Source organism: Metabacillus crassostreae (genome assembly GCF_016908395.1).
Lineage (GTDB): Bacteria > Bacillota > Bacilli > Bacillales > Bacillaceae > Metabacillus > Metabacillus crassostreae.
Genome location: NZ_JAFBDU010000001.1, coordinates 299851 through 323253 on the forward strand (window position 1 = coordinate 299851; position 23403 = coordinate 323253).

General features: G+C 33.7%; 25 protein-coding genes. 18 read left to right on the forward strand and 7 right to left on the reverse strand.

Going from position 1 to position 23403, the window contains the following annotated elements; genetic code table 11:
- Positions 1 to 29: 29 nt before the first annotated feature.
- Complete coding sequence (locus JOC75_RS01550; RefSeq protein ID WP_204952374.1) at positions 30 to 1076, forward strand: LLM class flavin-dependent oxidoreductase; 1047 nt, start codon at positions 30 to 32, stop codon at positions 1074 to 1076.
- An 82-nt stretch (positions 1077 to 1158) separates the two neighbouring features.
- Here JOC75_RS01550 and JOC75_RS01555 read toward each other — a convergent pair whose 3' ends face one another.
- Positions 1159 to 1995 (reverse strand): alpha/beta fold hydrolase, encoded by an 837-nt coding sequence (locus tag JOC75_RS01555; protein ID WP_204952375.1) that lies wholly within the window; start codon positions 1993 to 1995, stop codon positions 1159 to 1161.
- A 176-nt stretch (positions 1996 to 2171) separates the two neighbouring features.
- Here JOC75_RS01555 and JOC75_RS01560 point away from each other — a divergent pair, with 176 nt between their 5' ends.
- The 3 genes from JOC75_RS01560 to JOC75_RS01570 are packed head-to-tail and all read left to right on the forward strand — an operon-like array spanning position 2172 to position 2886.
- On the forward strand, positions 2172 to 2375 hold the full coding sequence (locus JOC75_RS01560; RefSeq protein ID WP_204952376.1) for a hypothetical protein: 204 nt from the start codon (positions 2172 to 2174) through the stop codon (positions 2373 to 2375).
- A gap of 14 nt (positions 2376 to 2389) precedes the next feature.
- Positions 2390 to 2683: a spore coat protein gene (locus JOC75_RS01565; RefSeq protein WP_204952377.1), complete on the forward strand. Its 294-nt coding sequence runs from the start codon at positions 2390 to 2392 to the stop codon at positions 2681 to 2683.
- Positions 2684 to 2712: 29 nt separating this feature from the next.
- Positions 2713 to 2886 carry a hypothetical protein gene (locus JOC75_RS01570; protein WP_204952378.1) on the forward strand — a complete coding sequence of 58 codons (174 nt, stop codon included), beginning with the start codon at positions 2713 to 2715 and terminating at the stop codon, positions 2884 to 2886.
- Positions 2887 to 2990: 104 nt separating this feature from the next.
- Here the strand turns inward: JOC75_RS01570 and JOC75_RS01575 are convergent, their stop codons facing one another.
- Both JOC75_RS01575 and JOC75_RS01580 read right to left on the reverse strand, forming a co-directional pair.
- Positions 2991 to 3215 (reverse strand): hypothetical protein, encoded by a 225-nt coding sequence (locus tag JOC75_RS01575; RefSeq protein WP_204952379.1) that lies wholly within the window; start codon positions 3213 to 3215, stop codon positions 2991 to 2993.
- A gap of 22 nt (positions 3216 to 3237) precedes the next feature.
- On the reverse strand, positions 3238 to 3936 hold the full coding sequence (locus JOC75_RS01580) for a YetF domain-containing protein (protein WP_204952380.1): 699 nt from the start codon (positions 3934 to 3936) through the stop codon (positions 3238 to 3240).
- Between the two features lie 94 nt (positions 3937 to 4030).
- Here JOC75_RS01580 and JOC75_RS01585 point away from each other — a divergent pair, with 94 nt between their 5' ends.
- The 6 genes from JOC75_RS01585 to JOC75_RS01610 all read left to right on the forward strand — a co-directional run bounded on the left by JOC75_RS01585 (position 4031) and on the right by JOC75_RS01610 (position 8983).
- Positions 4031 to 4291, forward strand: coding sequence for a hypothetical protein (locus JOC75_RS01585; protein ID WP_204952381.1), 261 nt, complete (start codon positions 4031 to 4033; stop codon positions 4289 to 4291).
- 310 nt (positions 4292 to 4601) lie between these two features.
- Positions 4602 to 4826, forward strand: coding sequence for a YozQ family protein (locus tag JOC75_RS01590; RefSeq protein ID WP_204952382.1), 225 nt, complete (start codon positions 4602 to 4604; stop codon positions 4824 to 4826).
- A gap of 163 nt (positions 4827 to 4989) precedes the next feature.
- Positions 4990 to 5715, forward strand: a complete 726-nt coding sequence (locus tag JOC75_RS01595; protein ID WP_204952383.1) for a response regulator — start codon at positions 4990 to 4992, stop codon at positions 5713 to 5715.
- A 50-nt stretch (positions 5716 to 5765) separates the two neighbouring features.
- Complete coding sequence (locus JOC75_RS01600) at positions 5766 to 7049, forward strand: sensor histidine kinase (protein WP_239589236.1); 1284 nt, start codon at positions 5766 to 5768, stop codon at positions 7047 to 7049.
- A gap of 456 nt (positions 7050 to 7505) precedes the next feature.
- Entirely contained in the window at positions 7506 to 8225 is a 720-nt protein-coding gene (locus JOC75_RS01605) for an ABC transporter ATP-binding protein (RefSeq protein WP_204952384.1), read from the forward strand.
- A gap of 17 nt (positions 8226 to 8242) precedes the next feature.
- Complete coding sequence (locus JOC75_RS01610) at positions 8243 to 8983, forward strand: ABC transporter permease (RefSeq protein WP_204952385.1); 741 nt, start codon at positions 8243 to 8245, stop codon at positions 8981 to 8983.
- Positions 8984 to 9113: 130 nt separating this feature from the next.
- Here JOC75_RS01610 and JOC75_RS01615 read toward each other — a convergent pair whose 3' ends face one another.
- Entirely contained in the window at positions 9114 to 10397 is a 1284-nt protein-coding gene (locus JOC75_RS01615; RefSeq protein ID WP_204952386.1) for an MFS transporter, read from the reverse strand.
- Positions 10398 to 11077: 680 nt separating this feature from the next.
- On the opposite strand from JOC75_RS01615, the gene JOC75_RS01620 reads away from it, so the two are divergent.
- From JOC75_RS01620 to nikE, 7 genes are all read left to right on the forward strand, one after another.
- Complete coding sequence (locus tag JOC75_RS01620; protein ID WP_204952387.1) at positions 11078 to 12373, forward strand: M48 family metallopeptidase; 1296 nt, start codon at positions 11078 to 11080, stop codon at positions 12371 to 12373.
- A gap of 223 nt (positions 12374 to 12596) precedes the next feature.
- Positions 12597 to 12920: a DUF2628 domain-containing protein gene (locus JOC75_RS01625; RefSeq protein WP_204952388.1), complete on the forward strand. Its 324-nt coding sequence runs from the start codon at positions 12597 to 12599 to the stop codon at positions 12918 to 12920.
- A 348-nt stretch (positions 12921 to 13268) separates the two neighbouring features.
- Positions 13269 to 14852: a nickel ABC transporter substrate-binding protein gene (gene nikA / locus JOC75_RS01630; RefSeq protein ID WP_204953469.1), complete on the forward strand. Its 1584-nt coding sequence runs from the start codon at positions 13269 to 13271 to the stop codon at positions 14850 to 14852.
- 18 nt (positions 14853 to 14870) lie between these two features.
- Positions 14871 to 15815: a nickel ABC transporter permease subunit NikB gene (gene nikB, locus JOC75_RS01635; protein WP_204952389.1), complete on the forward strand. Its 945-nt coding sequence runs from the start codon at positions 14871 to 14873 to the stop codon at positions 15813 to 15815.
- The gene (gene nikC, locus JOC75_RS01640; RefSeq protein WP_204952390.1) at positions 15812 to 16645 is read left to right on the forward strand and encodes a nickel ABC transporter permease subunit NikC; all 834 of its coding nucleotides are present in this window, start codon (positions 15812 to 15814) and stop codon (positions 16643 to 16645) included. The genes nikB and nikC overlap by 4 nt, the downstream gene beginning before the upstream one ends.
- A 12-nt stretch (positions 16646 to 16657) precedes the next feature.
- Complete coding sequence (gene nikD, locus JOC75_RS01645) at positions 16658 to 17488, forward strand: nickel import ATP-binding protein NikD (RefSeq protein ID WP_420827995.1); 831 nt, start codon at positions 16658 to 16660, stop codon at positions 17486 to 17488.
- A gap of 28 nt (positions 17489 to 17516) precedes the next feature.
- Complete coding sequence (gene nikE / locus JOC75_RS01650; protein WP_204952392.1) at positions 17517 to 18332, forward strand: nickel import ATP-binding protein NikE; 816 nt, start codon at positions 17517 to 17519, stop codon at positions 18330 to 18332.
- Between the two features lie 58 nt (positions 18333 to 18390).
- Here the strand turns inward: nikE and JOC75_RS01655 are convergent, their stop codons facing one another.
- Positions 18391 to 18597: a Spo0E family sporulation regulatory protein-aspartic acid phosphatase gene (locus tag JOC75_RS01655; RefSeq protein ID WP_204952393.1), complete on the reverse strand. Its 207-nt coding sequence runs from the start codon at positions 18595 to 18597 to the stop codon at positions 18391 to 18393.
- Between the two features lie 305 nt (positions 18598 to 18902).
- Between JOC75_RS01655 and JOC75_RS01660 the strand changes: the two genes are divergently transcribed.
- Complete coding sequence (locus JOC75_RS01660; protein ID WP_239589322.1) at positions 18903 to 20252, forward strand: L-cystine transporter; 1350 nt, start codon at positions 18903 to 18905, stop codon at positions 20250 to 20252.
- A 189-nt stretch (positions 20253 to 20441) separates the two neighbouring features.
- Here the strand turns inward: JOC75_RS01660 and JOC75_RS01665 are convergent, their stop codons facing one another.
- Positions 20442 to 21761, reverse strand: a complete 1320-nt coding sequence (locus JOC75_RS01665) for a sensor domain-containing protein (RefSeq protein WP_204952395.1) — start codon at positions 21759 to 21761, stop codon at positions 20442 to 20444.
- A 158-nt stretch (positions 21762 to 21919) separates the two neighbouring features.
- Positions 21920 to 23296: a class II fumarate hydratase gene (locus JOC75_RS01670; protein WP_204952396.1), complete on the reverse strand. Its 1377-nt coding sequence runs from the start codon at positions 23294 to 23296 to the stop codon at positions 21920 to 21922.
- Positions 23297 to 23403: the final 107 nt, after the last annotated feature.

Genomic DNA, 23403 nt, shown 5'->3' on the forward strand with positions numbered 1-23403 from the left:
TTGCAGAAATGATTGAAGGAGAATGAATAATGGAAATTGGAATAAGTACTTTTGTTGAAACAACTCCAGATCCAAAAACTGGTGAAGTGATAAGTCATGCACAAAGAATTCGCGAGGTTGTTGAGGAAATCGTTTTAGCCGATTCAGTGGGCTTGGATGTATTTGGAGTAGGGGAACATCATAGGGAAGATTTTGCAGCATCGAACCCTGCGATAATTCTAGCAGCTGCAGCTTCTCAAACAAAAAATATCCGCTTGACTAGTGCCGTAACAGTTCTTTCCTCTGCAGATCCAGTTCGTGTTTTTCAAGATTTTGCTACAGTAGATGGTATTTCAAACGGTCGAGCAGAAATTATGGCAGGTAGAGGATCGTTTATCGAATCCTTTCCGTTATTTGGATATGATTTAAAAGATTATGATGAGCTATTTGAAGAAAAACTTGAACTGCTCTTAAACATTCGAGACTCGGAGATTGTCAATTGGAAAGGCGGTCACAGACCTGCTATTCAAAATCGTGGAGTTTATCCTAGACCAGTTCAAGATCCTTTACCAGTCTGGATTGGTAGTGGTGGAAATTCAGACTCAGTTATCCGCGCTGGTATTCTTGGTTTACCTCTTGTTTTAGCTATAATTGGTGGTCAGCCAACTCAATTTGCTCCATTAGTTCAACTTTATAAAAAAGCATTAGCACATGCAGGCCATGATGTGAACAAGTTCCAGGTAGGCTCTCATTCACATGGCTTTATTGCCGAAAATACAGAGGTAGCCGCTGATAAATTTTTCCCATCAACACAATATGTCATGAACAAATTAGGTAAAGAACGAGGATGGGGCCCATATACAAGAGCGAGCTTTGATGCTGCACGAAGCTTTGAAGGAGCTTTGTATGTAGGTGATTCAAGTACAGTTGCTGAAAAGATCATTCACCTTAGAAAAAATGTAGGTATCACAAGGTTTATGCTTCATGTACCGGTCGGATCTATGCCACATGATGATGTGATGAAGGCTATTGAATTACTTGGAAAAGAAGTAGCTCCAAAGGTAAGAGAAGAGGTAGCTAAATGGGAAGATAAATAAGGATAAAAGAGACTAACTTAAATTTGGGTAATAAAACCCAATAAAGTTAGTCTTTTTTGAGCCTTGATGTACGTAACTGCCATTAGTACAAAGGTTGATTAGTCGAACGAGCTAAATGATTTAATAATTCATTTGCAACAATACTTGGCTGATCAATCATAGAATAGTGACTTGCGTTTGGAATAAGTTTAAACACTGAATTTGGTAAGGCTTTGTGTAATAAAAGCCCCCAATATGGAACAAGATAGCGATCATGCTGGCCCCATAAAAAAGTTGCTGGACATGTTATTTTTCCTAAGTATGGAACAAGATCTTCTGTTTGATGATGATTTAAAGCTAAAGAGGCTTGCTGAAGTTCTTCAGGCCCTGTTGGTGTTGCAAATGGTAATGTGAAATGTTTAAGTAGTTCTGGTGTTAGCATGGAAGGGTGGTAAACTCCTTCTCGTAACATTCGTTCGATAAACAAAGTATTTGGAACAAATTCCTCAGCAACAGGATAACGAATGGAAACAACTTTAGGAAGTGGCCAATTGCTGAAGCATACCCCATCAATGACAACGAGACTTTTTATTCTTTCTGGCTTTGTAACCGCAAGAATTTGTACAATACCGCCACCCAAATCATGACCAACAAAATGTGCACATGGTATATTAAGTTGATCTAAAACACTTGTGATATATTCTGCTTGCTTAGGTAAAGTCAGATCAACATATGGCCCTCGATCAGAATGACCATAACCAATTAATTCAACTGCAAGTACAGCATATTTCTTTGATAGAAATGGAATGATATAATCCCATAAATGTGAATTTGTTGGAATTCCATGAACAAGTACAACAACCTCACTGCAATTATTCTCATTGAAAAAACGAGTATTCATCATATATTTTCCAATATTTATTTTCTGTTCAGCATGCATTTTTTCTAACTCCTCTTGTGTTTAGCGTCTTTGTAACCTATGTGAATAACTTGGGCCGGTTGCATGTCTTAATTTTGAAATTCAAAAAATGAAAGTGAGCATGTAACAAAGGATAAAAAAGAACTGAATAATAAATACTACGTAAGAAAAGCTTTTTAGGTAATGGGGGTGGAAGGATGAATAAACTCACAACGAAAGAGCTTGCTTTTATAGAAGATGAAATAAGAGCAGAAGCGATAACAGCAAAAACAATAAATTGGTGTGCCTCTTTATGTGAAGATCAACAATTAAAAAAACAATTAGAGCAAATGGCAGAAAATCATCAGCTTAAAATTGCAGATCTATCACAGTATTTCAACAGATCTGAAAACATACAGTAAGGAGGTTAAGAAAATTGCCTAATAATATTGAGGGACGTGGCTTAACAGATCGAGAAATGGTTCAACTCTGTTTAGAGCTAGAAAAAGGAAGATGTCGTGGAATTTCAAACACGATGTTAGAAACAAGTCATAAAGATTTACGAGTTATTTATGAAAGCATGCTTGAAACTGCAAATAATAATCAATATGAACTTTATGAAATTCTTGAAGAAAAAGGCTGGTATAAAACAGAGCTAGCAAGTGCAGATCAAATCAAGCAAGTTCAAGGGTATATGCAAAATAACTTACATCCAGATAATCAATTTTAATAACCACTCTAAGAAAAGAGGTGCGACAAATGACAGATAATCAAAATCAAAATCCCTCTACAAGACAGTTTCAGGATGACCTAGAGCAATATAAAATGCCTGATGCTTTAAAGCAGGCACCTAAGGCAACTTATAATGTTGGCTATGAAGCTACAACTGGAAACAGCACATCACCAGATCATGAAATCGATAAAAAAAATTAATGGTAATAGAAAATAAGACCGCCGATCATGTTCATTGTTGATTTTATGAAGACTAAAAAAGGACTTAGCTAATTTTAAACTAAGTCCTTTTAATATGTAGATTTTTACTCAAGTATTACACCTGTTTTATACTCTTCCATAAAGCTATCAACTGTTTCTTCAAGTGATAAAGGGCCAGTTGATGGTACTTGAACAAGTACTTCGTTTCGGTTATCTACTGCTTTAACATGAACATCTTGAAAACGATTGATATCTAATTGTACTTTTAAATCTTCAGCAATTGTTCCAGCGTTATATTTGTCACTTAATAAATATCTGTAATTCCTCATAAGATAAAACCCTCCATTTTACTTAATGAACTGTATCATTTCTCTTATCAATATACAAAGATCCATCTTTTTGAAGCTCAGCTATAAATATATCTGATATTGATGTAATCCCAGATGATTGTAGTTGTGACTTTAACCATTGTTCACTAAGGTTAACCTTTGATAAGTTTTCATTAAGAACTTGGCCATCAGATATAAGTGTTGTTGATATAGGATACATTTGTGGAGTAGTTGATTTAATGTTCAAATCATTTTTGGTTACACTTTGATTATATTCTTTTTTCATAACGGATAAATTTCCATCAATTTCAATAATCCCATAATCAACGTCCTGCAAAGAAAAAACATTTTTCTTCCTTAACATTGCTTTAAGTTCGTCTGAATCTAATCGAAGTTGACGTAGTTTCTGTTCCATAATTTGACCGTCTTTAATCACAATAACTGGTTCACCCTCAAGCATCACACGTGCCTTTTTAGATTTAATATCAACAAGCCCTATTATGATTGTTATTAATCCCCAACCAATAATAGAAAGGATTCCATTTTGTAAGCTTAAATTGGCATTTACAGCAACATTTGCTCCAATGGAACCTAAAGCAATGGCTGAAACAAAATTAAAGAAAGTTATTTGACTAATTTCTTTTCGTCCAACGATTCTAGTAACGATTAGCAATGTTAAAAATGCAACAAGAACTCGAATTCCTAATTCCATGACTGACATAAATTAACCTCCTTACATATATTTTGTGTAGAAAGTCTTTGAAATAATCTAAAAAACACGATTAATAAAAAGAAAAAAAGTAGGTGGGAAAGTGTTGCCAACACTGTTGTTACCAATTGTGATACCTTATGGTGATCCGTATACAATGGTCAATCCAAGTGCACATCATATGCGAAAGGTCGAATTTTTTCAATGGGTGCAATCAACCAATTCCAAATATCAAATGTTTAGAGATATGCCATTACGTATAACAGGTGATTTAGAAACAGAAGGTAATAGTATTATTGAAGGTTTTCAAGAGGATACTACAAATTTTGTTCCGAGCAATCCAACTACCCAAAGTATTTTAGAGTAAGTAAAAAAGTTGAGATGTTAAAAATTAAATTTTTTAATATCTCTTTTTTATTTAGGCTGTTTTCGTAGATGTTTTTACTTTTAGTAAATTTATGAAAAACTCACTGTATAGAGTCTTGTATCATCTTTTCTTCTTAAAAAAACTTAAATACGTATGAAAACACTATTTTTCCCAAGTGTTTTGGTCAAATAGCAAAAATTTTTCAGAAAAGAGCCTTTATTTACATAAAACGTCAAAAAGTTGGCAAGATATCGTAGAGAACATTAGATAGTACTTATAGTTGATCATAAGGAATAAGGAGTTGGAAGCAATGTCAGAAAAAAATAAAAATAACGTAAATACTAATGATCTAGCAGGTCGAGTTTATGATGTAAAGGATTATAAGGGAGAAGACACACTTTCATCAGGTTTAGCAACAAGTCATGAACAAGTATCAGACGCCTATATGGAAGGTGAAATTCAGCCTGTGATTGATGATGTAGATGGAAAAGATATTAAAATTGAGAGAAAAGGTTTTGACAAAGAAGCAGAATAAATAGGTATACCAAATTAGAAAGAAGCTCAAGATATCTCATTCTTGGGTTTTTTATTTGTCATTATTTTCTATTAAGAATTGAATTCAGTTGATATACTTATGATAAGTAAGTTTCAGTATATAAGTAATCATATTGATCTTTATATAGGAAGAAGGATTATTCGTGACAAATAATATTTTAATAGTAGATGATCAGCCTGAAATAGCTGAATTATTAAAGCTCTACCTAGAAAAAGAAGGCTTTTCCATATTTGAAGCTTATGATGGAAGTGAAGCTTTGAAAATAATCAGTATGGAAAAAATAGATTTACTTTTAGTTGACTTAATGATGCCGATTATCGATGGCTATCAGTTAATAAAAAAAGTAAGAGAAGAACTTGAACTTCCAATCATCATTATTTCAGCAAAAGGTGAAGACCATGAAAAGATTCTTGGACTTGGATTAGGAGCAGATGATTTTGTGCAAAAACCTTTTAATCCTTTGGAAGTTGTTGCAAGAGTTCAGTCACTTCTACGAAGAAGTTATCAATACAAAAGCTTACAAAAAGAACCGAATAACATAATCAAACCACGTAAAAAAATAGTAGGCGAATTAGTTCTTGATGAAGATACATTTACAATTTCACATAGCAATACTGTGATTTCTTTAACGAAAATCGAATTCAACATTCTTGATTTATTAATGGATAAACCAGGTAGAGTTTTTACAAAACAGCAGATATTTGAAAAAGCATGGAATGAATATTATATGGGTGGAGAGGAAGACAACACAATTAATGTGCACATTTCAAAAATCAGAGATAAAATCGAAAAAAATCCGAAGAAACCTATGTACATCAAAACTGTAAGAGGCTTAGGTTATAAATTTGAAAGAAATACAAATAATTAGATCTACATAATCTTAAATTAAGGTTAAATTAAGAGTAAGAGATTAAGATTATGATATATAACGTTAAAACTAAGGAAGAGATGATTGTGAAAGCATTTTTATTTAAAATTTTTCCGCGGGAAGAAGGATATTTACCGTATCTATATTTGGTGAATATAGGTTTTCCATTCTACTTTTTATTAAAGGAAACATCTGTGAAATTACTACTCGGTCTTTTGTTATTGGTTACTTTTATTTTTTTATATAGACAAGTTTATTGGACCAAACGATTTATTACCATATTTATAGCAGTTGAATTTGTTATAACCTTATTATTTGCTTATTTGTATCATCCGATGTATTTGTATATGGTTTTTGTTTTTGTATACCAAGCCGTTCGCTTACCGATCAAATGGTTGTATTGGTTAAGTGGGGGCTTTGGGGTATTAAGCTTATATTTAATATTCAAAACAATTTATCCTGATCAGCTTTATTTAGTGTATATGTTACTACCAACTGTATTTGGTGGGTGCATTCTTCCCTTTATTATAAAAGCTTCGTTAAATTATAAAGAATTAAGCGAAGATTTGAAGCGTGCTGCTGATGAACTACAGCAGAAAAATAAAGAAATGATGCTACTTGAGGATAGTAAAAAAAGGATGCTGTCCGATTTGTCACATGATTTAAAAACACCAATGACAACCATTCAAGGATATTCTAAAGTGCTTTATGAGGATCTTATTGATAATGAAGAACAAAAGAAAAAATATTTGAAATATATCCATAATAAATCAATTAGAGTAACATCACTTATTGATGAACTGTTTATGTTTTCTAAATTAGATAATCCTGATTTTAATTTGTATAAAGAAAAACGAGATATATGTGAGTTTTTTAGAGAAATCATCGTTGAGTACTACGAGGTTTTTGCAGAAAAAGAAATGGAATTGGACATTACGATTCCTTCAGTTAAGATCTTGTACCATTTTGACAAAAAACTTATTTATCGAGCAATATCTAATATTTTAGAAAATACAATAAAGTATAATCCAGAACAAACGAATGTATATTTAAAACTAGAAAAATCGTTACACTCAATCATTCTTGAAATTGGTGATAATGGCATTGGTATAAATGAGGGTATTGCTTCATCTTTATTTGAACCTTTTACTAGAGGTGATAAAAGTAGGGTGGATGATGGTGGATCAGGTTTAGGATTAACAATCTCAAGAAAGATCATCGAAAAACATAATGGTAGATTAATATTAGAGACGAAGCCACTGAGAGGGAAGACGAATTTTAAGATAGTATTGCCATTAAATAAAGAAATAGAAAATAACGTTCAGTCCAACTGAGCGTTATTTTCTATTTCTGTCTTCTAATTTATTGAACTATTTTCGCAAGATGATTTGAAATTTCCTCAGATATTAATAAAGGGTTATCGATCATTGAGAAATGGCTGCACCCTTGTATCGCTGTTAAAGTAAAGTATTAACTACCTCTTGAAGGCAAGATTGGCTCTTCTCTTCTCAGCACTTCTGTAAAATAAATTAAATTGACCAATACTAACTCTTTGCTCCAACAATTCCATTCATAATCCCACCTAAATTTTATTGTGTTTTCCAGATAATAGTATAAGCATTGGAAAAAGTTTTATCCCAAAACTCTATGTTAGTAAAACTATTTAAGATTTTTTAGTGCAATTTTGTTTCTTAATAGATAAATATGACTGAGTTAAGACTTAGTTAAGAATGTGTTAGTAAGATAATAGTAGATGGTAGTTAGAAACAAAGTAGATTGGAGTTTTGTTGATGAATACAGTTATTGAGGTTGAAAATATTGTAAAAAATTATGGAAGTGTTAAGGCTGTTGATGGAATTTCGCTTTCTATAAACAAAGGTGAAGTACTGGGGATTATTGGTGCAAACGGAGCGGGGAAATCAACAACATTAGAAATGATGATGGGTCTAAGAAAACCAGATTCAGGGTCAGTTACAGTCCTTGGCCAGGATATGAAGCATTCTTCAGAAGAAATAAAGCAAAAAATAGGAATTCAGCTGCAGCAAACATCACTATATGATCGTATCAAGGTGAAAGAGGCTCTTACTTTATTTTCCTCTTATTATGATAAAAAAAGAGACCAAAAGGAAATTATCCAAACACTTGGTTTAGAGCCATACTTGAATAAATATGTAAAAAGTCTATCAGGAGGATGGCAGCAGAGAACATCGCTTGCTCTTGCTTTAGTAAATGATCCTGACATCATTTTCTTAGATGAACCAACAACTGGTTTGGATCCTCAAGCACGCCTCGAATTGTGGAATTGTTTAAATAAATATCGTGCTGAAGGAAAAACATTGATTTTATCCACACATTATATGGATGAAGCACAAAAGCATTGTGACAGAATTGCCATTATCAAAAAAGGTAAGCTAGTGGCATGTGATGTGCCAAAGAATTTAATACGATCTCTAAATGATGGAGAGGGATCAATGGAGGATGTATACCTACAATTTGCAGTTGGGTCATAAAAAGGGGGGATTATATTATGCAATCAATTTATGTTCATACAAAGATGGAATTAACCTTATTTTTTCGTGAAGTATTACCAGTATTATTTACATTTATTGTACCTGCAGTAAGCTTTATTGTTTTTGCCTTAATGTATCAAGAAAATACGTATGAAGGCTTAGATTACTTTCAAGCATATATACCGGGTATGATCGCGATTATTATTTTTACAACAGCATTCTTTTCGATGGGACTTCAGGTTGTTATTGATAGGGAAAAGGGTGTGTATAAAAGGCTAAAAGGCACACCGTTAAATCAAAACGCAATATTTACAGCAACAATCTTAAAAGGCTTTTTTGCAATCTATGTTGGGGCAATTGAAATTTTACTTATCTCTAAATTAGGCTTTGGATCAAGTTTAACAAGCTCTCCATTTCAGTTTTTCTTGGCGCTAACATTTTGTTCAATTACATTTTTTGCACTTGGCTTTATTGTTTCAAGCTTAGCAAATAAGATGCAAACAGCATTAGGTATTGCTTTAATAACGATGTATCCAATGATGTTCTTATCTGGTGCAACACTGCCAGTTGAAGCTTTACCAGAGATGCTGCAAAAGGTGACATTATTTATTCCGTTAACATATGTTGTAAATGTTTTACGGGACGGTTGGAATGGGACTCTTTTTACATCAGGTGCTTTAGTAGACATGAGTATTTTAGCAGGAATATTAGTTATATCTACGGTTATTGGAACGAGGTTTTTCCGTTGGACCGACTGATCTTCAAAAACTATAAGTTATTGTAAGGAGCATTTTTATCACACTATATGTTGAAGATATGGACTTGAAATCAGAAAGATAAAAGGAGAAAGTGAGGGAGGAAATTGAGTATCCCTTCTTTCTCCTCTTTTTATTCACTTGTTAATTCTCTTTGTTGTTTTACTTCTTGAAATTGCTTCTTTATCATCATTCCGCCAATAATACCAATAATCGAGAAAAAAATCGGAATGATAAATCCAAAGCTATATCCCGTGCTACTTGAGCTCAAATGAAAATGATCTAACACTCTACCAAATGCACTCGGTAATAAAACCGCACTTAAAAATCCACCCATATTAGCAAATCCTGAAACAACTCCAACTTCTTTCACATCAAATGATTGGCGAACAACCGCAAATGTCATCGCACTTGCTCCATTTCCATAGCCAATAAAAAAGAAAAGAATGAGCAAGATAAAAAACGGTGGTTTTCCTCCTAATAAAAGAAAGGTCATCCAGCTTAAAAAAACGAACATATGAACAACAATGTATGGACGCTTTATTGAATCAAGCTTAGCTGAAACCCAGCTTGTTAATGATGCCCCAATTAGTGCACCAAAAAGACCGACCATCACTAACTGACTTGCACCAGAACGAGTCATATCATACACATGCATTCCATAGGGAACAGCCCATGAACCGATAAACCCAACATATGTACCTACAAGCCCAAAATGACATAGAAAGGTAGCCCATGCTTGACGGCTTGAAAAAATCCGTCGTAATATTGCAAGTGTTTTCTCACGCTCAGGTTCTCCTTTAATGACAGAATTATTTGGTTGAGACTGCAGTAATAGCTTTTTTTTAGGGATCTTCACAAGGACAATGAAAAGTAGCAAACTAGTAAAACATAAAATCAGACCAACTGTGAAAAAGAGGTTCCTCCAGCCAAACATTTCAATCCAAGTAGAAAAAGGAACAGTCGCCATTAAAAAACCAAGACTTCCAGTCATTCCTGCGAGTCCAAGTAATTTAAGAAATTCACCAGCTTTAAACCACTGACTTAAGATAAGCACCAAGTTAATCCAAATGGTTGCATCTCCAATACCAACAAGTGAACGAGCTGTAATTAATAAAACTTCACTTGATGCAACACTGTAAATAATCGTTCCAATTCCATTAAGCAATGTACCAAAAATAAGAAAAAAGTTAGGGCCGAATCGATCAGATAAGATCCCAATTGGAATTTGCAAACCTGCATAAGCTAAAAATTGAATACTTGTTAAAAGTCCTATTGTAGAAGCTGTTACGTTAAAATCCTTCATAAGCTGATCTGTAATTAAACCAGGAGCTGTCCGTTGACTTACAATCAGGAAATACGTAAACAACACCACGGTAAAAACAATCCATCTGTAGCTGCTATTCTGTTTATCCATTTACACCTGCTCCTACTTACATTAATAACACTCACTATTATACTCTAAAACTTGCGAATAATGATGGGAAGTCTATTTTGATGATTTAATTGATTGGGGGATTTTGTGGGACTGTGGAGTATTGTTCCAAGTTCTCTATAGCTTTAAAGCCCTTAACACGAGCAAGTTCAGTGTTAAAGGTCATCATTTATCAAATGAACTCCTAAAACTAAAAAATGAAGAGAAATTAATATTTCCTGTTACCCCAATCAACAATCGATTCAAAGGACCCAAAGTTAAATGAAGTTAATGACTATGTGTTGAAGCATTTGAAAAGATTAAAGGAGATAATCAAATCACTAGACGAATCAAGTGTACTTATGGACATAAGTCAGTGATTAGTGCATGAACAGAGGGGATAACAGTAGTTTCACAATATGAAATGAACATGTATAAGGATTGAAGAGAAGAATTTCTTTATCTGTAAGCACTTTTGATTGTCATGTTAACTGTTAGCGAAAAGAAAGCAATCGAATACTTTAAAAGCTATTATTATGAGAAGAAGACATTAGCTCTAGGAATTACTTAGGAGTGTGTCTTTTTTTAATTTGATAAGATCTTAAATTAACTATTTATAAGTGTATAATTTTGTCCTATAATAATAAAATCTGTCTGTTATAAAAAGTTAGGAGATGTAAAAATTGGAAGGTAATAAAAATTTGGTTCATAAATATGAGGATACACTATTTATCATTTGTGTGATTGTAAGTATTATAGTCGGATTATATTTACTTATATCTATTGTTGGGATTATTATTTTTGCTTCGGTAGCTATATTGACTTTATTTTCTCACGCTATTTCTATGGCACATATCCAATTAAATGGTGTGAGGTTAAGAGAAAATCAATTTCCAGATTTATTTGAGAAAGTTACGACATTATGTGAAAAAATGAATTTAAATAAAGTACCTGAAGTATATGTAATTGAATCAGGTGGTCTATTAAATGCATTTGCCACAAAAGTGCTTGCTCTGTTTGGGAAAAATATGGTTGTGCTTTATTCAGATTTCATTGATATTGCAGAAGAAGCTGATGATTTTGATATTGATTATGTTATTGCACACGAACTTGCACATATTAAAAGAAATCATATTTCAAAAAGCATGTTAGTATCTTTAGCTATGTGGATTCCTTTTCTAGGTACAAGCTATTTGAGAATGGCAGAATATACGTGTGACAGAATGGCGACTTATTATACTGAAAAGCCACAAAATGCAATCAATAGTTTACTAGTTTTAGCTGCTGGTAGGAAGCTCTATAGAAAAGTGAATCTTCGAGACTATATGAGTCAATATAATGAAAAAAGAGGATTGTTTGCAACACTTACTGAGCTCTTGTCAACACATCCACCTATACCTAAGCGGATTAACGAAATTGAATTGTTTATTCATGAAAAATCCACTATGACTCTCATTGCAAAAACAAAGCAAATTGTATTTATATCAATACTCTTATTTGTGATTTTACCAGCTATTTTTATGGGGATCGGAGTAGGTGTAGCCTTATTAATTTCTCAGTTTGAGCCTTTAAAAGATCTATCTTTAGAAGAAAGTTATGCATATGGAGAAGAATCCTCTCCATTTCTACAAGCGATCATTGATGGCGATATAGCAGCAGTAGAAAAGGAGTTAAGTAATGGAACAAATCCAAACGAATCAAATGAATATGGTGAAAGTGCGTTAATGATTGCAGTACAACATGGACAAACAGACATTGTGACTGCTTTGATTAATAACGATGCAGACGTTGATCTACAGGATGACTATGGTTGGACACCATTAATGACTGCTGTTACTTATGAAGATATAGCACTAGCTAAAATAATATTAGATGCAGGTGCGGATCCAAAAGTAATGGATAATGATAATCTTACAGCCTTGGATCATGCAAATGATTTAGGCTTAACAGAATTTGTCGAACTCTTAAATTCCTACTAATGAAATAAATATTAGAAAAGGTAGACACCTCGAATTATTTATTGATTCAGCAGGTAATTGGGCATTATCAATATTTTCTGCTAGGAAAGTGAATGTCAATAAAAAAATCTATAACAAAGCCATTAGCTAAAATAATAAAAAAATAGTCAAATTAATGACAAATTTGTTACTTTTTGTTGTATAATGAGTTGAATTTATATATAGGTATATAGGAGGACGTCTTATGAAGGGTAAATTTAGAAACGATGCAGGTGTAACCAAAGAAGTGAAAATTGGATTTAGTTGGACAACATTTTTCTTTGGTTTTATACCAGCTTTAATCAGAGGAGATCTTAAATGGGCAGCAATCATGTTCATTACAGCTGTTGTTGCAGGTGCTGTTACACTAGGTTTTGGTGCATGGATACCAGGAATTATTTTTTCATTCGTTTATAACAAAGTGTACATAAAGGACCTACTTGAAAAGGGATACCGACCAGCTGATGATCAAACACAAAGAGAACTTGAATCAAGAGGAATAGTAGCAGTTCAATCTGCTAGCGCATAATTTTGATATTTAAAATACCCAGTAACAGCTTCGTTGTTAACTGGGTATTTTTTGTTCTATAATATTTGATTAAATTAAAATTCAACATATAAAAAGCGAAAAGGTCCTACCATTATATATAGAGATTTATCAAAAAAACAGTAGCATAATACTTTTATGTGTCTATTGTCACATAAAAAAATTATGTTTTGTCAATTAGTTATTAAAAGTGTGGGAATCTTTCCATTATTATATTGACAACCTTCGACACTGCAATTATGATTGAAAATGATTATCAATAAGATGTAGGGGGAATAAAAATTGTTTAATAGATTACATAGACAGAAAACGATTATTCTATTAACTTTCATGGTTGTTTTATCAACAGTATTACTTGGATGTACGAATGCTAGTAGTAATGATGTTAAATCTTCAGAGAATAAAGAGGAAAGCAACATGCTTACATTTGCTTGGCCTAGAGATGTAGGGGAGATGAATCCACATGTTTATAATCCCTCACAATTATTTGCTCAGTCAATGGTGTATGAACCGTTAGTAAGCTACCAAGAAGGTGGAGAGCTAAAACCTCATTTAGCAGAGTCTTGGGACATTTCGGAGGATGGAAAAGAATATACATTTCATTTACGCGAAAATGTGAAGTTTTCAGATGGAACTGACTTTAATGCCGAAATTGTAAAAAGAAATTTTGATACAATTTTAAATAAGATTGATATGCATGGTTGGTTAGGTTTTCTTTCAAAAATAGACAAAACAGAAGTAGTTGATGAATTTACGTTCAAATTAACATTAATAGAGCCATATTATCCTACAATTCAGGAGCTGGCAGTTGTACGACCAGTTCGTTTCTTAGGAGAAGCAGGATTTCCAGAAGATGGTGATACATCAAAAGGTGTTGTAAAACCAATTGGAACAGGTCCTTGGATATTGGATGAGTACAAAGTAGACGAATATGCTACTTTCAAACGAAATGAAAATTATTGGGGTGAACTCCCAGAAGAGGAAAGCATTAAAGTAAAAGTTATTCCTGATGCTGAAACAAGAGTTCTTGCATTTGAAAAAGGTGAGATCGATCTTATTTATGGAGAAGGCACAATTAGCTTAGATGCGTTTAAACAGTTAGATTCAACTGAAAAATATGAAACGAGTATTTCAGAGCCAGTTGCAACAAGACAGCTTGTAATCAATTCAAAGAAGGAACAGCTTTCTGATGAAAAAGTACGCCAAGCATTACATTATTCGTTCAATAAAGAAGCATTAGTTGAAGGAGTTACGTCTGGTTATGAAGAAAATGCAGACTATATTTTACCAACAAATCTTCCCTTTACGAAAGACATTAGTGCAGCAGTAGTTGATTATGATGTTGAGAAAGCGAATTCACTGTTAGATGAGGCAGGCTGGAAGCTTTCTGAAGGTAAAGATGTACGCGAAAAGGATGGACAGCTACTAGAAATTGAGTTAATGTATGATTCAGCAGAAATGATTCAGAAAACGATGGCTGAAGCTCTTCAATCTGAGTGGGCAGCAATTGGTGTTAAATTAAATATTGTTGGTGTTGAACTAGCAGAGCAAGTTCAACGATTTAAAGATAATAAATTTGATATAAATTTCTTTAGTAACTACGGAGCACCTTATGATCCACATACATTCTTAAATATTGTCGCATCAGAAGGATTTGGATTTAATGAGGCAATTTCAGCATATCCAAATAAGGCAGATTTACTGCAACAAATATCTATGCTCACACAAACAACAGATGAGAGTGAGAGACAAAAGCTTTACTCATCGATTTTGACATCAATACAAGACCAGGGAGCAATTATCCCGATCTCATATATTAAGAAAATAGCAATTCATCAAAAAGAAGTGACAAATTTCACTTTCCCTGCTAATCGTGATGAACATCCATTTACAGGAATTAGCATTAAGGAGTAAGGTAGCAGGAGGTTTTTTATGGGCACCTTTATTTTGAAAAGAATATTATCTATTATTCCGGTTTTTCTTTTAGCAACACTTCTAACAACTGGGATGATACACCTTTCACCGGTCGACCCGGCTGAGGCTTATTTAACAGCTGCCCATATTCAACCAACTGATGAGATGCTGGCTCAGAAACGACAGGAGTTTGGTTTAGATCAACCATTTTTTATCCAATATCTGAATTCTATTAAAAAGATATGCCAATTTGATTTTGGCATATCTTATGTTTCGAATAAGCCTGTTTGGGACGAGGTCATCTCTCGGATCCCAGCTACGATTCAACTAGCTCTAGGAAGTTTATTTATTGCAGTGTTTGTTAGTATTCCTCTGGGTTTTCTTGCTGGAGTTAAGAAAAATACAGCAATTGATCACTTTAGTCGAATTCTTGCCTTTTTAGGGGCATCGATTCCTTCATTTTGGTTAGGATATCTCCTGATTTTGTTCTTTTCTGTAAAACTGGATCTTTTTCCAGTAGAAGGAATTGGAACATGGCAGCATCTTGTACTTCCTTCTGTAACACTTGCTTTCCCATTGATTGCGATTTATACAAGATTGTTACGTGCTAGTGTTCTTGAAAATCTAGAGGAGCCATATGTTCTTTATGCTCGGACGAGAGGAATTAGTGAGAAAAGTATTATGGCAAAACATGTTTTAAGAATTGCGATCTCGCCGATGATTACTGGACTGGGAATGAATCTAGGGAAATTACTTACTGGTACAATCATCGTTGAAGCCGTTTTCTCATGGCCTGGATTTGGACGTTATTTTATAGATGCTATTTTCAATCGTGATATACCTGTTATCCAATGCTATGTTCTTATTGGTGCAAGTTTATTTATTATTAGTAACTTACTTGTTGATTTGATCCAAATGTATATAGATCCGCGGATTTCTAGGAAAGAAGGATACAAGCAATGATAAGAAATATACGTCAGATATTCATAAATCAAAAAATAATTCCCATCTGTACGATTATTTTAAGTATGCTTTTTATCATTGCTTTTATTGCACCATGGATTGCGCCAAACGATCCAATTGCTGTTAATTTAGCTCTTAAATTACAGCCTCCTTCTTGGGATTATCCACTTGGTACAGATCATCTTGGAAGGTGTACTTTGTCTCGGCTTTTATACGGAGCACGCATTTCGTTAGGCTTTGCGATGCTTATTTTTATTTCCTCAATCGTTATTGGTTTAATTATCGGTACTTTTTCTGGCTATAAAGGTGGTTTAATTGATCATTTGCTGATGAGATTTTGTGATGGAGTAATGGCTTTTCCAAGTCTAATTCTTATCTTAGGACTTGTGGGGATCTTTGGACCTGGTCTTAAGCAAGTTATAGTAGCGATCATGCTAGTGCAGTGGGTTTATTATGCAAGAATGTTTCGGGGAATGGTTCTCAGTTTGAAAGAGCAAAACTTTATTGCAGCTGCGAAAATAAATGGTTCTTCGGGCTGGAAAATTATTCGAAAACATATTGTTCCAAATGTACTTCCTCCACTTGCTGTTATGGGAACATTAGAAATGGGTTGGGCGATTATGGATATATCTGCCATGTCATTTCTAGGACTTGGAGTTCAGGCTCCAACACCAGAATGGGGAGCAATGATCCATGAAGGAAAAACATATATTCGGACAAATCCAGAATTAATGATATACCCTGGTCTAATCATTATGCTAGTCATTGTTACGTTCAATTTATTAGGTGAAGCATTGTCAGAGAAATACGGAGTGAAACGAAGATCTTAAAAAGGAATGATCATGTTGGAAAAGAACCAATCGAGTGTACTAGAAGTAAGGGATTTGCACGTAAAGGTTTCTACTAAAAGAGATGTACTTACACTTGTTCAAAATATCAATTTTGAAGTGAAGCAGGGAAGTGTACTTGGTCTAGTTGGAGAAAGTGGATGCGGTAAGACTGTGACAAGTATGTCTATTCTTCAGTTGCTTGATAGAAAAACAACAACAATTGAGGGAAGCATTAAACTGAATGGACAAGAATTAAACGGATTGGACCCTAAACAGATGAGGAAAATTCGTGGTAAGGATATTGCCTTTATTATGCAAAACCCGATGAATGCTTTTACACCTGTTTTAACGATTGGTCATCAATTTATAGAAACGATTCGCTCTCATATATCATGTAGTAAAAAACAAGCAATAGAGATTGCAATAGATGCTATGCATGATGTTAATTTACCTGAACCTGCTAAGCTATTAAAATCATATCCTTTTCAATTAAGTGGTGGAATGCTTCAGCGGGTTATGATTGCTATAGCTGCTTGTACACACCCAGCTGTGATCATTGCTGATGAACCAACAACAGCACTAGATGTGAAAAATCAGAAAACAGTACTTTATCACTTAGATAAAATTCGAGCCGAACATGGATCTGCCATTTTATTAATCTCTCATGATCTTGGTGTGATATCAGAGATGGCTGATGAAGTAGCTGTTATGCAAAGTGGTAGAATTGTCGAAAAAGCCGATGTTTTTCAGTTATTTGACAATCCAAAGCATACCTATACAAAAACATTATTAGAAGCTCGGCCAATACTACATGTTGAAGAACAATTCAATCATTTATCTTAATGCTGCTGACTTTTATAGGGGTGAATAAATGAGTTTATTACAAGTGAAAGAAATATCTCATAGCTATAGATCTCGAAATTTTTTTAATTGGAAGAAAAATGAGTCGCAAAAAGTTCTGGATAATATTTCTTTTTCTATAGATGAAGGAACTTGTTTAGGAATGCTTGGTTCAAGTGGGGCTGGTAAAAGTACATTAGCAAAAGTAATTCTGGGGTTAGAAAAGCCAGAAAGCGGAAAAGTTCTATTTCAAGGATATGATTTTTATACAGCAGATAAGCAAATGCGCCATAAAATTCGTCGAGATCTTCAGGTTGTTTTTCAGGACTCTTATTCTTCCGTAAATCCCCGTTTAACAGCAGAACATATCATTGCAGAACCATTGGAGAATTATGAGAAGCTAACAGTTGCTGAGCAAAAGCGAACCATTATTCATTTATTGGAAAGAGTAGGATTAAATGAAACTGACTTAAAAAAATACCCCCATCAATTTAGCGGTGGTCAATTGCAGAGAATCAATATAGCAAGAGCTATTTCATTAAAGCCTAAACTGATTGTGTTAGATGAATCTGTTAGTAGCCTCGATATGGTTAATAAAAATTTAATTCTTGATCTACTTATGGAGCTAAAGGATGAGTTTGGATTATCCTATTTTTTTATTACTCATGATATAAAAGCTGCTTATACGATTAGTGATACAATAGGTATTTTAGATAAAGGGAAGTTAGTCGAGTTCTACGATACGAAAAATCAATTTTTTAGCTCAGAGCATCATGTTGTAAAAGAAATGAGGAATTCGATATTAGCGGAGCATCCGAGGCATCGTACAATTAGAAGTAATCATTAAAAGCTACTTAACATGAGAGGAAAGAATCCATTTTGAATTTTTCAAGATGGATTCTTTTTTACTTTGATAGATTATCTTCACTAGAAATAGTCATAATTCTTTGATATTGATAAATTAATTGATCTAATTTTTGACTTTGAGAAATGGTTAAAGGGTGGTTTAATCCGAGTGATTTTCCTACTGCTATTAATTCACTCTTATGAAAGTTAATTTTGTTTATCAATTCAGTTTTATTAGTAGAGTATTTAGAGATCGTACTATTCACCTTTAAAACTCCTTCAATTAAAGATAATTGGATTCAGAGTATTATATTACCAAATAAAACCAAGGATGTAAACGATTTTGTGCCTTTTTATAGTCTGGACACTAGTAATCTGATTGAATAATTATAATAAGCTAAACATGAAGAAGAGTTAGAAAATTAGGACTATACGAATAATATAAACTATTTATTTCTTAGTTAATCCTACTTTACTTATAGGAATTAAGATGGTAATATTCCGAAATACTGATTTTTTTAAGAAGGAAGTGTTAGGAGTGTCCATTTTTACAATTATTAATATCATCATCATGCTTGGACTTATTATTGGTTTATATACTTTGCAGAAAAAGCATGTTTCTTTTTCAAAGAGAGTATTTATTGGCTTAGGCGTAGGAATCATCTTTGGGATCGTGCTACAACTTATATATGGAACTGCTTCAGAGGTTGTTGTAACATCTGTTGAATGGTTTAACATAGTTGGATCGGGTTATGTATCTTTCTTGAAAATGATTGTTATGCCACTTGTATTTATTTCGATTTTGTCAGCTTTTACGAAACTTAAGATGACAAATAATATCGGCAAAATAAGTGGATGGGTGCTAGGTACATTGATTGGAACAACAGCAATTGCTGCAGTGGTCGGGATTTCTTCTGCAATGTTATTTAATTTAGAAGCTATTCAAATTGAGCAAGGAGAAGCTGAAATGGGCAGAGCAGCTCAATTAGAAGAACAAGTGGGAACAGTGGAAAATTTAACAATACCTCAACAAATTTTATCACTTATTCCTACTAATCCTTTCTTGGATTTGACTGGTGCTAGACCAACATCAACGATATCAATCGTAATTTTTGCAGCTATACTGGGTATGGCTTTTCTGGGTGTAAAACGAAAAGAACCTCAATATGCAGAAAAGTTTGCTGATCTTGTTGAGACATTTTATAAAATTATCATGCGTGTAGTAACATTGATCTTGAGGCTTACACCATATGGAGTTTTAGCTTTAATGACAAAGGTTACTGCAACTAGTGATTATACAGCTATTTGGAAATTAGGAAAGTTTGTGTTGGCGTCTTATGTCGCTTTAATCGCTATGTTTATTATTCACTTACTTATTTTGGCAATTGTTGGTCAAAATCCTATTACTTATGTGAAAAAGTCATTTCCTGTTCTTGCTTTCGCTTTTACATCAAGAACAAGCGCCGGAACTTTACCTCTAAATATTAAAGCACAAACGAATAATTTAGGTGTTCCAGAAGGAATAGCCAATTTTGCAGGCTCATTTGGGTTAACAATTGGTCAAAATGGTTGTGCAGGAATATATCCTGCAATGCTAGCGATTATGATTGCACCAACAGTTGGTATAGACATATTTTCACCATCATTTCTTATTACATTGGTAGCCGTTGTTGCTATTAGCTCTTTCGGAGTTGCAGGAGTTGGTGGGGGTGCAACATTTGCAGCTTTAATCGTATTGTCAGCCTTAAATCTGCCTGTGGGCTTAGCAGGATTATTAATCTCGGTAGAACCATTAATTGATATGGGTCGAACAGCACTTAATGTTAGTGGTAGTATGACAGCAGGTATTGTCACGAGTAAAGCAACAAAAGAATTGGATATGACCATATATAATGATCAAAGTCGTAGTGTTGTAGAATAAATTAGATTTACAGTTTCATATAAAGCTTCATTGGAAAAGCATTTCTTGTTCACTTGTGGACAGGGAATGCTTTTCTTCCTTATTTATCCTAAATAAGGACTTAATAAAATTCAACACTTTCCTAAAAAAATCAAAAAAATAGCCTCTCTCTATATAAGGGGCTGGAAGTTGTGTAAGATTCTTAGATAATTATTGATAGAATTCGACCAGTGCTCTTCCTTTTGCTTTTGCAGTATATAAAGCTTCATCAGAATGGCGAATCAACATTTGTGATGTAGTTCCATCTTTCGGATACATAGCGATTCCTATTGAGGAAGTTGTTTGGAAAATTTGCTCTTCAATATGCCAAGGCTCTTTTAGCTTATTTACAATTCTTTCTCCGATTATCTTGGCTTGTTCTTCACTAGACAGATTGGGGAGGATAACAACAAATTCATCTCCACCAATTCGAGCCAATAAATCTGATTCTCTTAGAGTATGTTGAATTCTTTTCGTAAGCTGTATGAGTAGCTGATCACCAACTTCATGCCCATTTTGATCATTCACTTCTTTAAAATAATCAATATCCAAATACAATAAAGCTAATATTTGATTAGAGCTTGCAGCTTTCTCGAGTTCTAGTGAAAGTGTATTCATGAATAGACGGCGATTGGGTATGTCTGTCAAATGATCATAATAAGCCATTGCTTCAAGCTGTGTTTGGTATTTTTTTCGTTGAATGATATCTCTTGCAACAATAATTAATTTTTCAAATTTTCCTTCCGAGTTATAAATGGTATTTACATTTGCTTCAAGCCAAATATATCGCCCATCTTTCTTTCGAAATTGATACTCAAAATTACTGTTGAATTTCTTTCCATGATATATTAAATCCTGATAGAATTTTTTGATATACTCATAATCATTTTGATGAATATATTCCATAAGTGTAATAGCTTTACGATTCATATAATCATGGATCGAGTAGCCTGTTACTTTTTCAAAAGAAGGAGATAGAAATGTAATGATACCTTCATGATCAATTGTGATAAGTACATCTTTCATGTTTTCTGCGATTAAACGGTAATTGAACTCACTTAACTTTAATGCCTTTTCTGCTTTTTTTCGAGCTGTGATTTCTCTACTAACGATGATTAAATGGCTCCTGTTGCCATCTTTATCAAATAACGGTGTTTTAATAACTTCCCAAGTCCGAAGTATACCATCAGGAGTGTGAAAGGATTTTTCGATGTGTATCGTTTGACCCTTATCCCAAGCCATCTTATCTGTTTCAACATTAAACATAAAATTATCTCGATTTCTTGGGAAAATCTCTGCTAGTTCAGAATCTGTTTTTCCATGGTAAGAATAATCCTCACCCATTTCATAAGAAGTAAGCACTAATTTATTCGTAACAAGCCAACGACCATCACCATCTTTTAAGACGATAAATTCGGGGATCATATCAATAAGTATTCGTAGTTGTGGTTCATTTGATGTAAGGGTAGATAGCTGTTGAATAAGTTCCATATGTTCTCCTTTTTCCTAACTAGATCATTCTATTTTACAGTAATCATTTGCAAAATAATAGAGTGATTAGGTTTGTTAAAACATAACATTTTCATACTCTATCTCCGAATGATACATTAGCATGAATCTAAACAGAGGTGATGTTAAAAACTAGAACATTAAACCATACCATATGGATCTATATCTCTAAGCACTTCGTCTGTTAACATGCCTTTATCCATAAGAACTTGCTTAATTGTTTTATTCTCTTCATCTGCTTTTAAGCCTATTTGGGATGCCATGTCATAGCCAAATCGAGAGCTTAAGCCTGTGACTAGAGATAGGCTTTCTTCCATCCATTTTCTACATATTTCTTCATTTGCTTGAATTCCTGTTATACATTTTGAAACAAGTGTATCAATTGCATTTGCTAGTAATTCAATGCTAAGTAGGAAGGTATGAGCAATCATTGGCATCATAACATTAATCTCTAGTTGTGCAGAGATCCCAGCTGTAGCTATAGCCGATTCAAAGCCAATGATTTGGCAACAAACCATATGAGTCATTTCTAAAATAGCTGGATTTACCTTTGCAGGCATAATTGTCGATCCTGGCTGAACAGGAGGAAGGTTTATTTCAGCTAGCGCTGTCCTAGGTCCTGAACTCAATAAGCGTAGATCACTAGTAATTTTTATAAGATGAAGAGCAAGCTCTTTTAATGTCATCATACAACGAATAGGTTCATTCATATTTTGCATAAACTTAAATATATTAGTTGGCTGACGAAATGGTAGATTGGTGCGATCAATAATTTCCTGGATAATTTTTGATTTGTACACAGGTGACAAATCTAGCATTGTACCAATTGCTTGTCCACCTAAGCCAATTTCATATAGTGAATCAAGGTTTTTTTCAAGCTCTTGATAAATGGAGGAAATTGTTTCTGCATAGCCTGAGAATTCTTGACCTAAACGAATTGGAACACCATCATGAAAATGTGTACGACCTGCTTTTAAAACAGGCATAAATTGCTCCGCTTTCTTATTAAGCTCTTGCTGTAGCTGTGATACAGCAGGGAGCAGTTTCTGATTGAGTAAATCAACAGCAGCAATATTAAGGGCAGAAGGAAAGGTGTCATTTGTAGATTGAGACATGTTCACGTGATCATTAGGATGAATATTTTGAGCATTGCCTAATAATTCCGCTGCTCGATTTGCGATTACTTCATTAGCATTCATGTTTTGAGAAGTACCAGCACCAGCCTGGTAAACATCTACAACAAATTGGTCATCCCATTTTCCCTCCATCACTTCTTCAGACGCAGTAATAATGACTTTAGCAATTTCTGGAGAAAGTTTACCTAATTCCATGTTTACACTTGCAGCAGAAGCTTTAATCAACCCTTGTGCTGAAATAAAAACACGAGGTAACCGCATTCCACTTATTTGAAAATTCTCCACAGCTCTCTGTGTTTGTGAGCCATAATAAGCTGACTTAGGAACCATAATTGTTCCTAAAGGATCATGCTCTATTCTAAATTTATTAGATGAACTCATCGTAATCTCCTTCCCATAAACTAATAACTTTTCTACAATACTGGAAGATATTCCTATATGTTCTATTATTAACGTTGTGAAATGATCTAATCATTTTCTTGAAGAAT

What these genes read in the sequence shown, in the direction of transcription:
- JOC75_RS01575 (WP_204952379.1), bottom strand. Translation starts at nt 3,215, where the DNA reads ATGAGGAATTACAGATATTTATTAAGTGACAAATATAACGCTGGAACA.
- JOC75_RS01550 (WP_204952374.1), top strand. Translation starts at nt 30, where the DNA reads ATGGAAATTGGAATAAGTACTTTTGTTGAAACAACTCCAGATCCAAAA.
- JOC75_RS01580 (WP_204952380.1), bottom strand. Translation starts at nt 3,936, where the DNA reads ATGTCAGTCATGGAATTAGGAATTCGAGTTCTTGTTGCATTTTTAACA.
- nikC (WP_204952390.1), top strand. Translation starts at nt 15,812, where the DNA reads ATGATAAGAAATATACGTCAGATATTCATAAATCAAAAAATAATTCCC.
- JOC75_RS01625 (WP_204952388.1), top strand. Translation starts at nt 12,597, where the DNA reads ATGAAGGGTAAATTTAGAAACGATGCAGGTGTAACCAAAGAAGTGAAA.
- JOC75_RS01665 (WP_204952395.1), bottom strand. Translation starts at nt 21,761, where the DNA reads ATGGAACTTATTCAACAGCTATCTACCCTTACATCAAATGAACCACAA.
- JOC75_RS01605 (WP_204952384.1), top strand. Translation starts at nt 7,506, where the DNA reads ATGAATACAGTTATTGAGGTTGAAAATATTGTAAAAAATTATGGAAGT.
- nikA (WP_204953469.1), top strand. Translation starts at nt 13,269, where the DNA reads ATGGTTGTTTTATCAACAGTATTACTTGGATGTACGAATGCTAGTAGT.
- JOC75_RS01590 (WP_204952382.1), top strand. Translation starts at nt 4,602, where the DNA reads ATGTCAGAAAAAAATAAAAATAACGTAAATACTAATGATCTAGCAGGT.
- nikE (WP_204952392.1), top strand. Translation starts at nt 17,517, where the DNA reads ATGAGTTTATTACAAGTGAAAGAAATATCTCATAGCTATAGATCTCGA.
- JOC75_RS01615 (WP_204952386.1), bottom strand. Translation starts at nt 10,397, where the DNA reads ATGGATAAACAGAATAGCAGCTACAGATGGATTGTTTTTACCGTGGTG.
- JOC75_RS01670 (WP_204952396.1), bottom strand. Translation starts at nt 23,296, where the DNA reads ATGAGTTCATCTAATAAATTTAGAATAGAGCATGATCCTTTAGGAACA.
- JOC75_RS01600 (WP_239589236.1), top strand. Translation starts at nt 5,766, where the DNA reads ATGATATATAACGTTAAAACTAAGGAAGAGATGATTGTGAAAGCATTT.
- JOC75_RS01570 (WP_204952378.1), top strand. Translation starts at nt 2,713, where the DNA reads ATGACAGATAATCAAAATCAAAATCCCTCTACAAGACAGTTTCAGGAT.
- JOC75_RS01555 (WP_204952375.1), bottom strand. Translation starts at nt 1,995, where the DNA reads ATGCATGCTGAACAGAAAATAAATATTGGAAAATATATGATGAATACT.
- JOC75_RS01610 (WP_204952385.1), top strand. Translation starts at nt 8,243, where the DNA reads ATGCAATCAATTTATGTTCATACAAAGATGGAATTAACCTTATTTTTT.
- JOC75_RS01660 (WP_239589322.1), top strand. Translation starts at nt 18,903, where the DNA reads ATGCTTGGACTTATTATTGGTTTATATACTTTGCAGAAAAAGCATGTT.
- nikD (WP_420827995.1), top strand. Translation starts at nt 16,658, where the DNA reads ATGTTGGAAAAGAACCAATCGAGTGTACTAGAAGTAAGGGATTTGCAC.
- nikB (WP_204952389.1), top strand. Translation starts at nt 14,871, where the DNA reads ATGGGCACCTTTATTTTGAAAAGAATATTATCTATTATTCCGGTTTTT.
- JOC75_RS01560 (WP_204952376.1), top strand. Translation starts at nt 2,172, where the DNA reads ATGAATAAACTCACAACGAAAGAGCTTGCTTTTATAGAAGATGAAATA.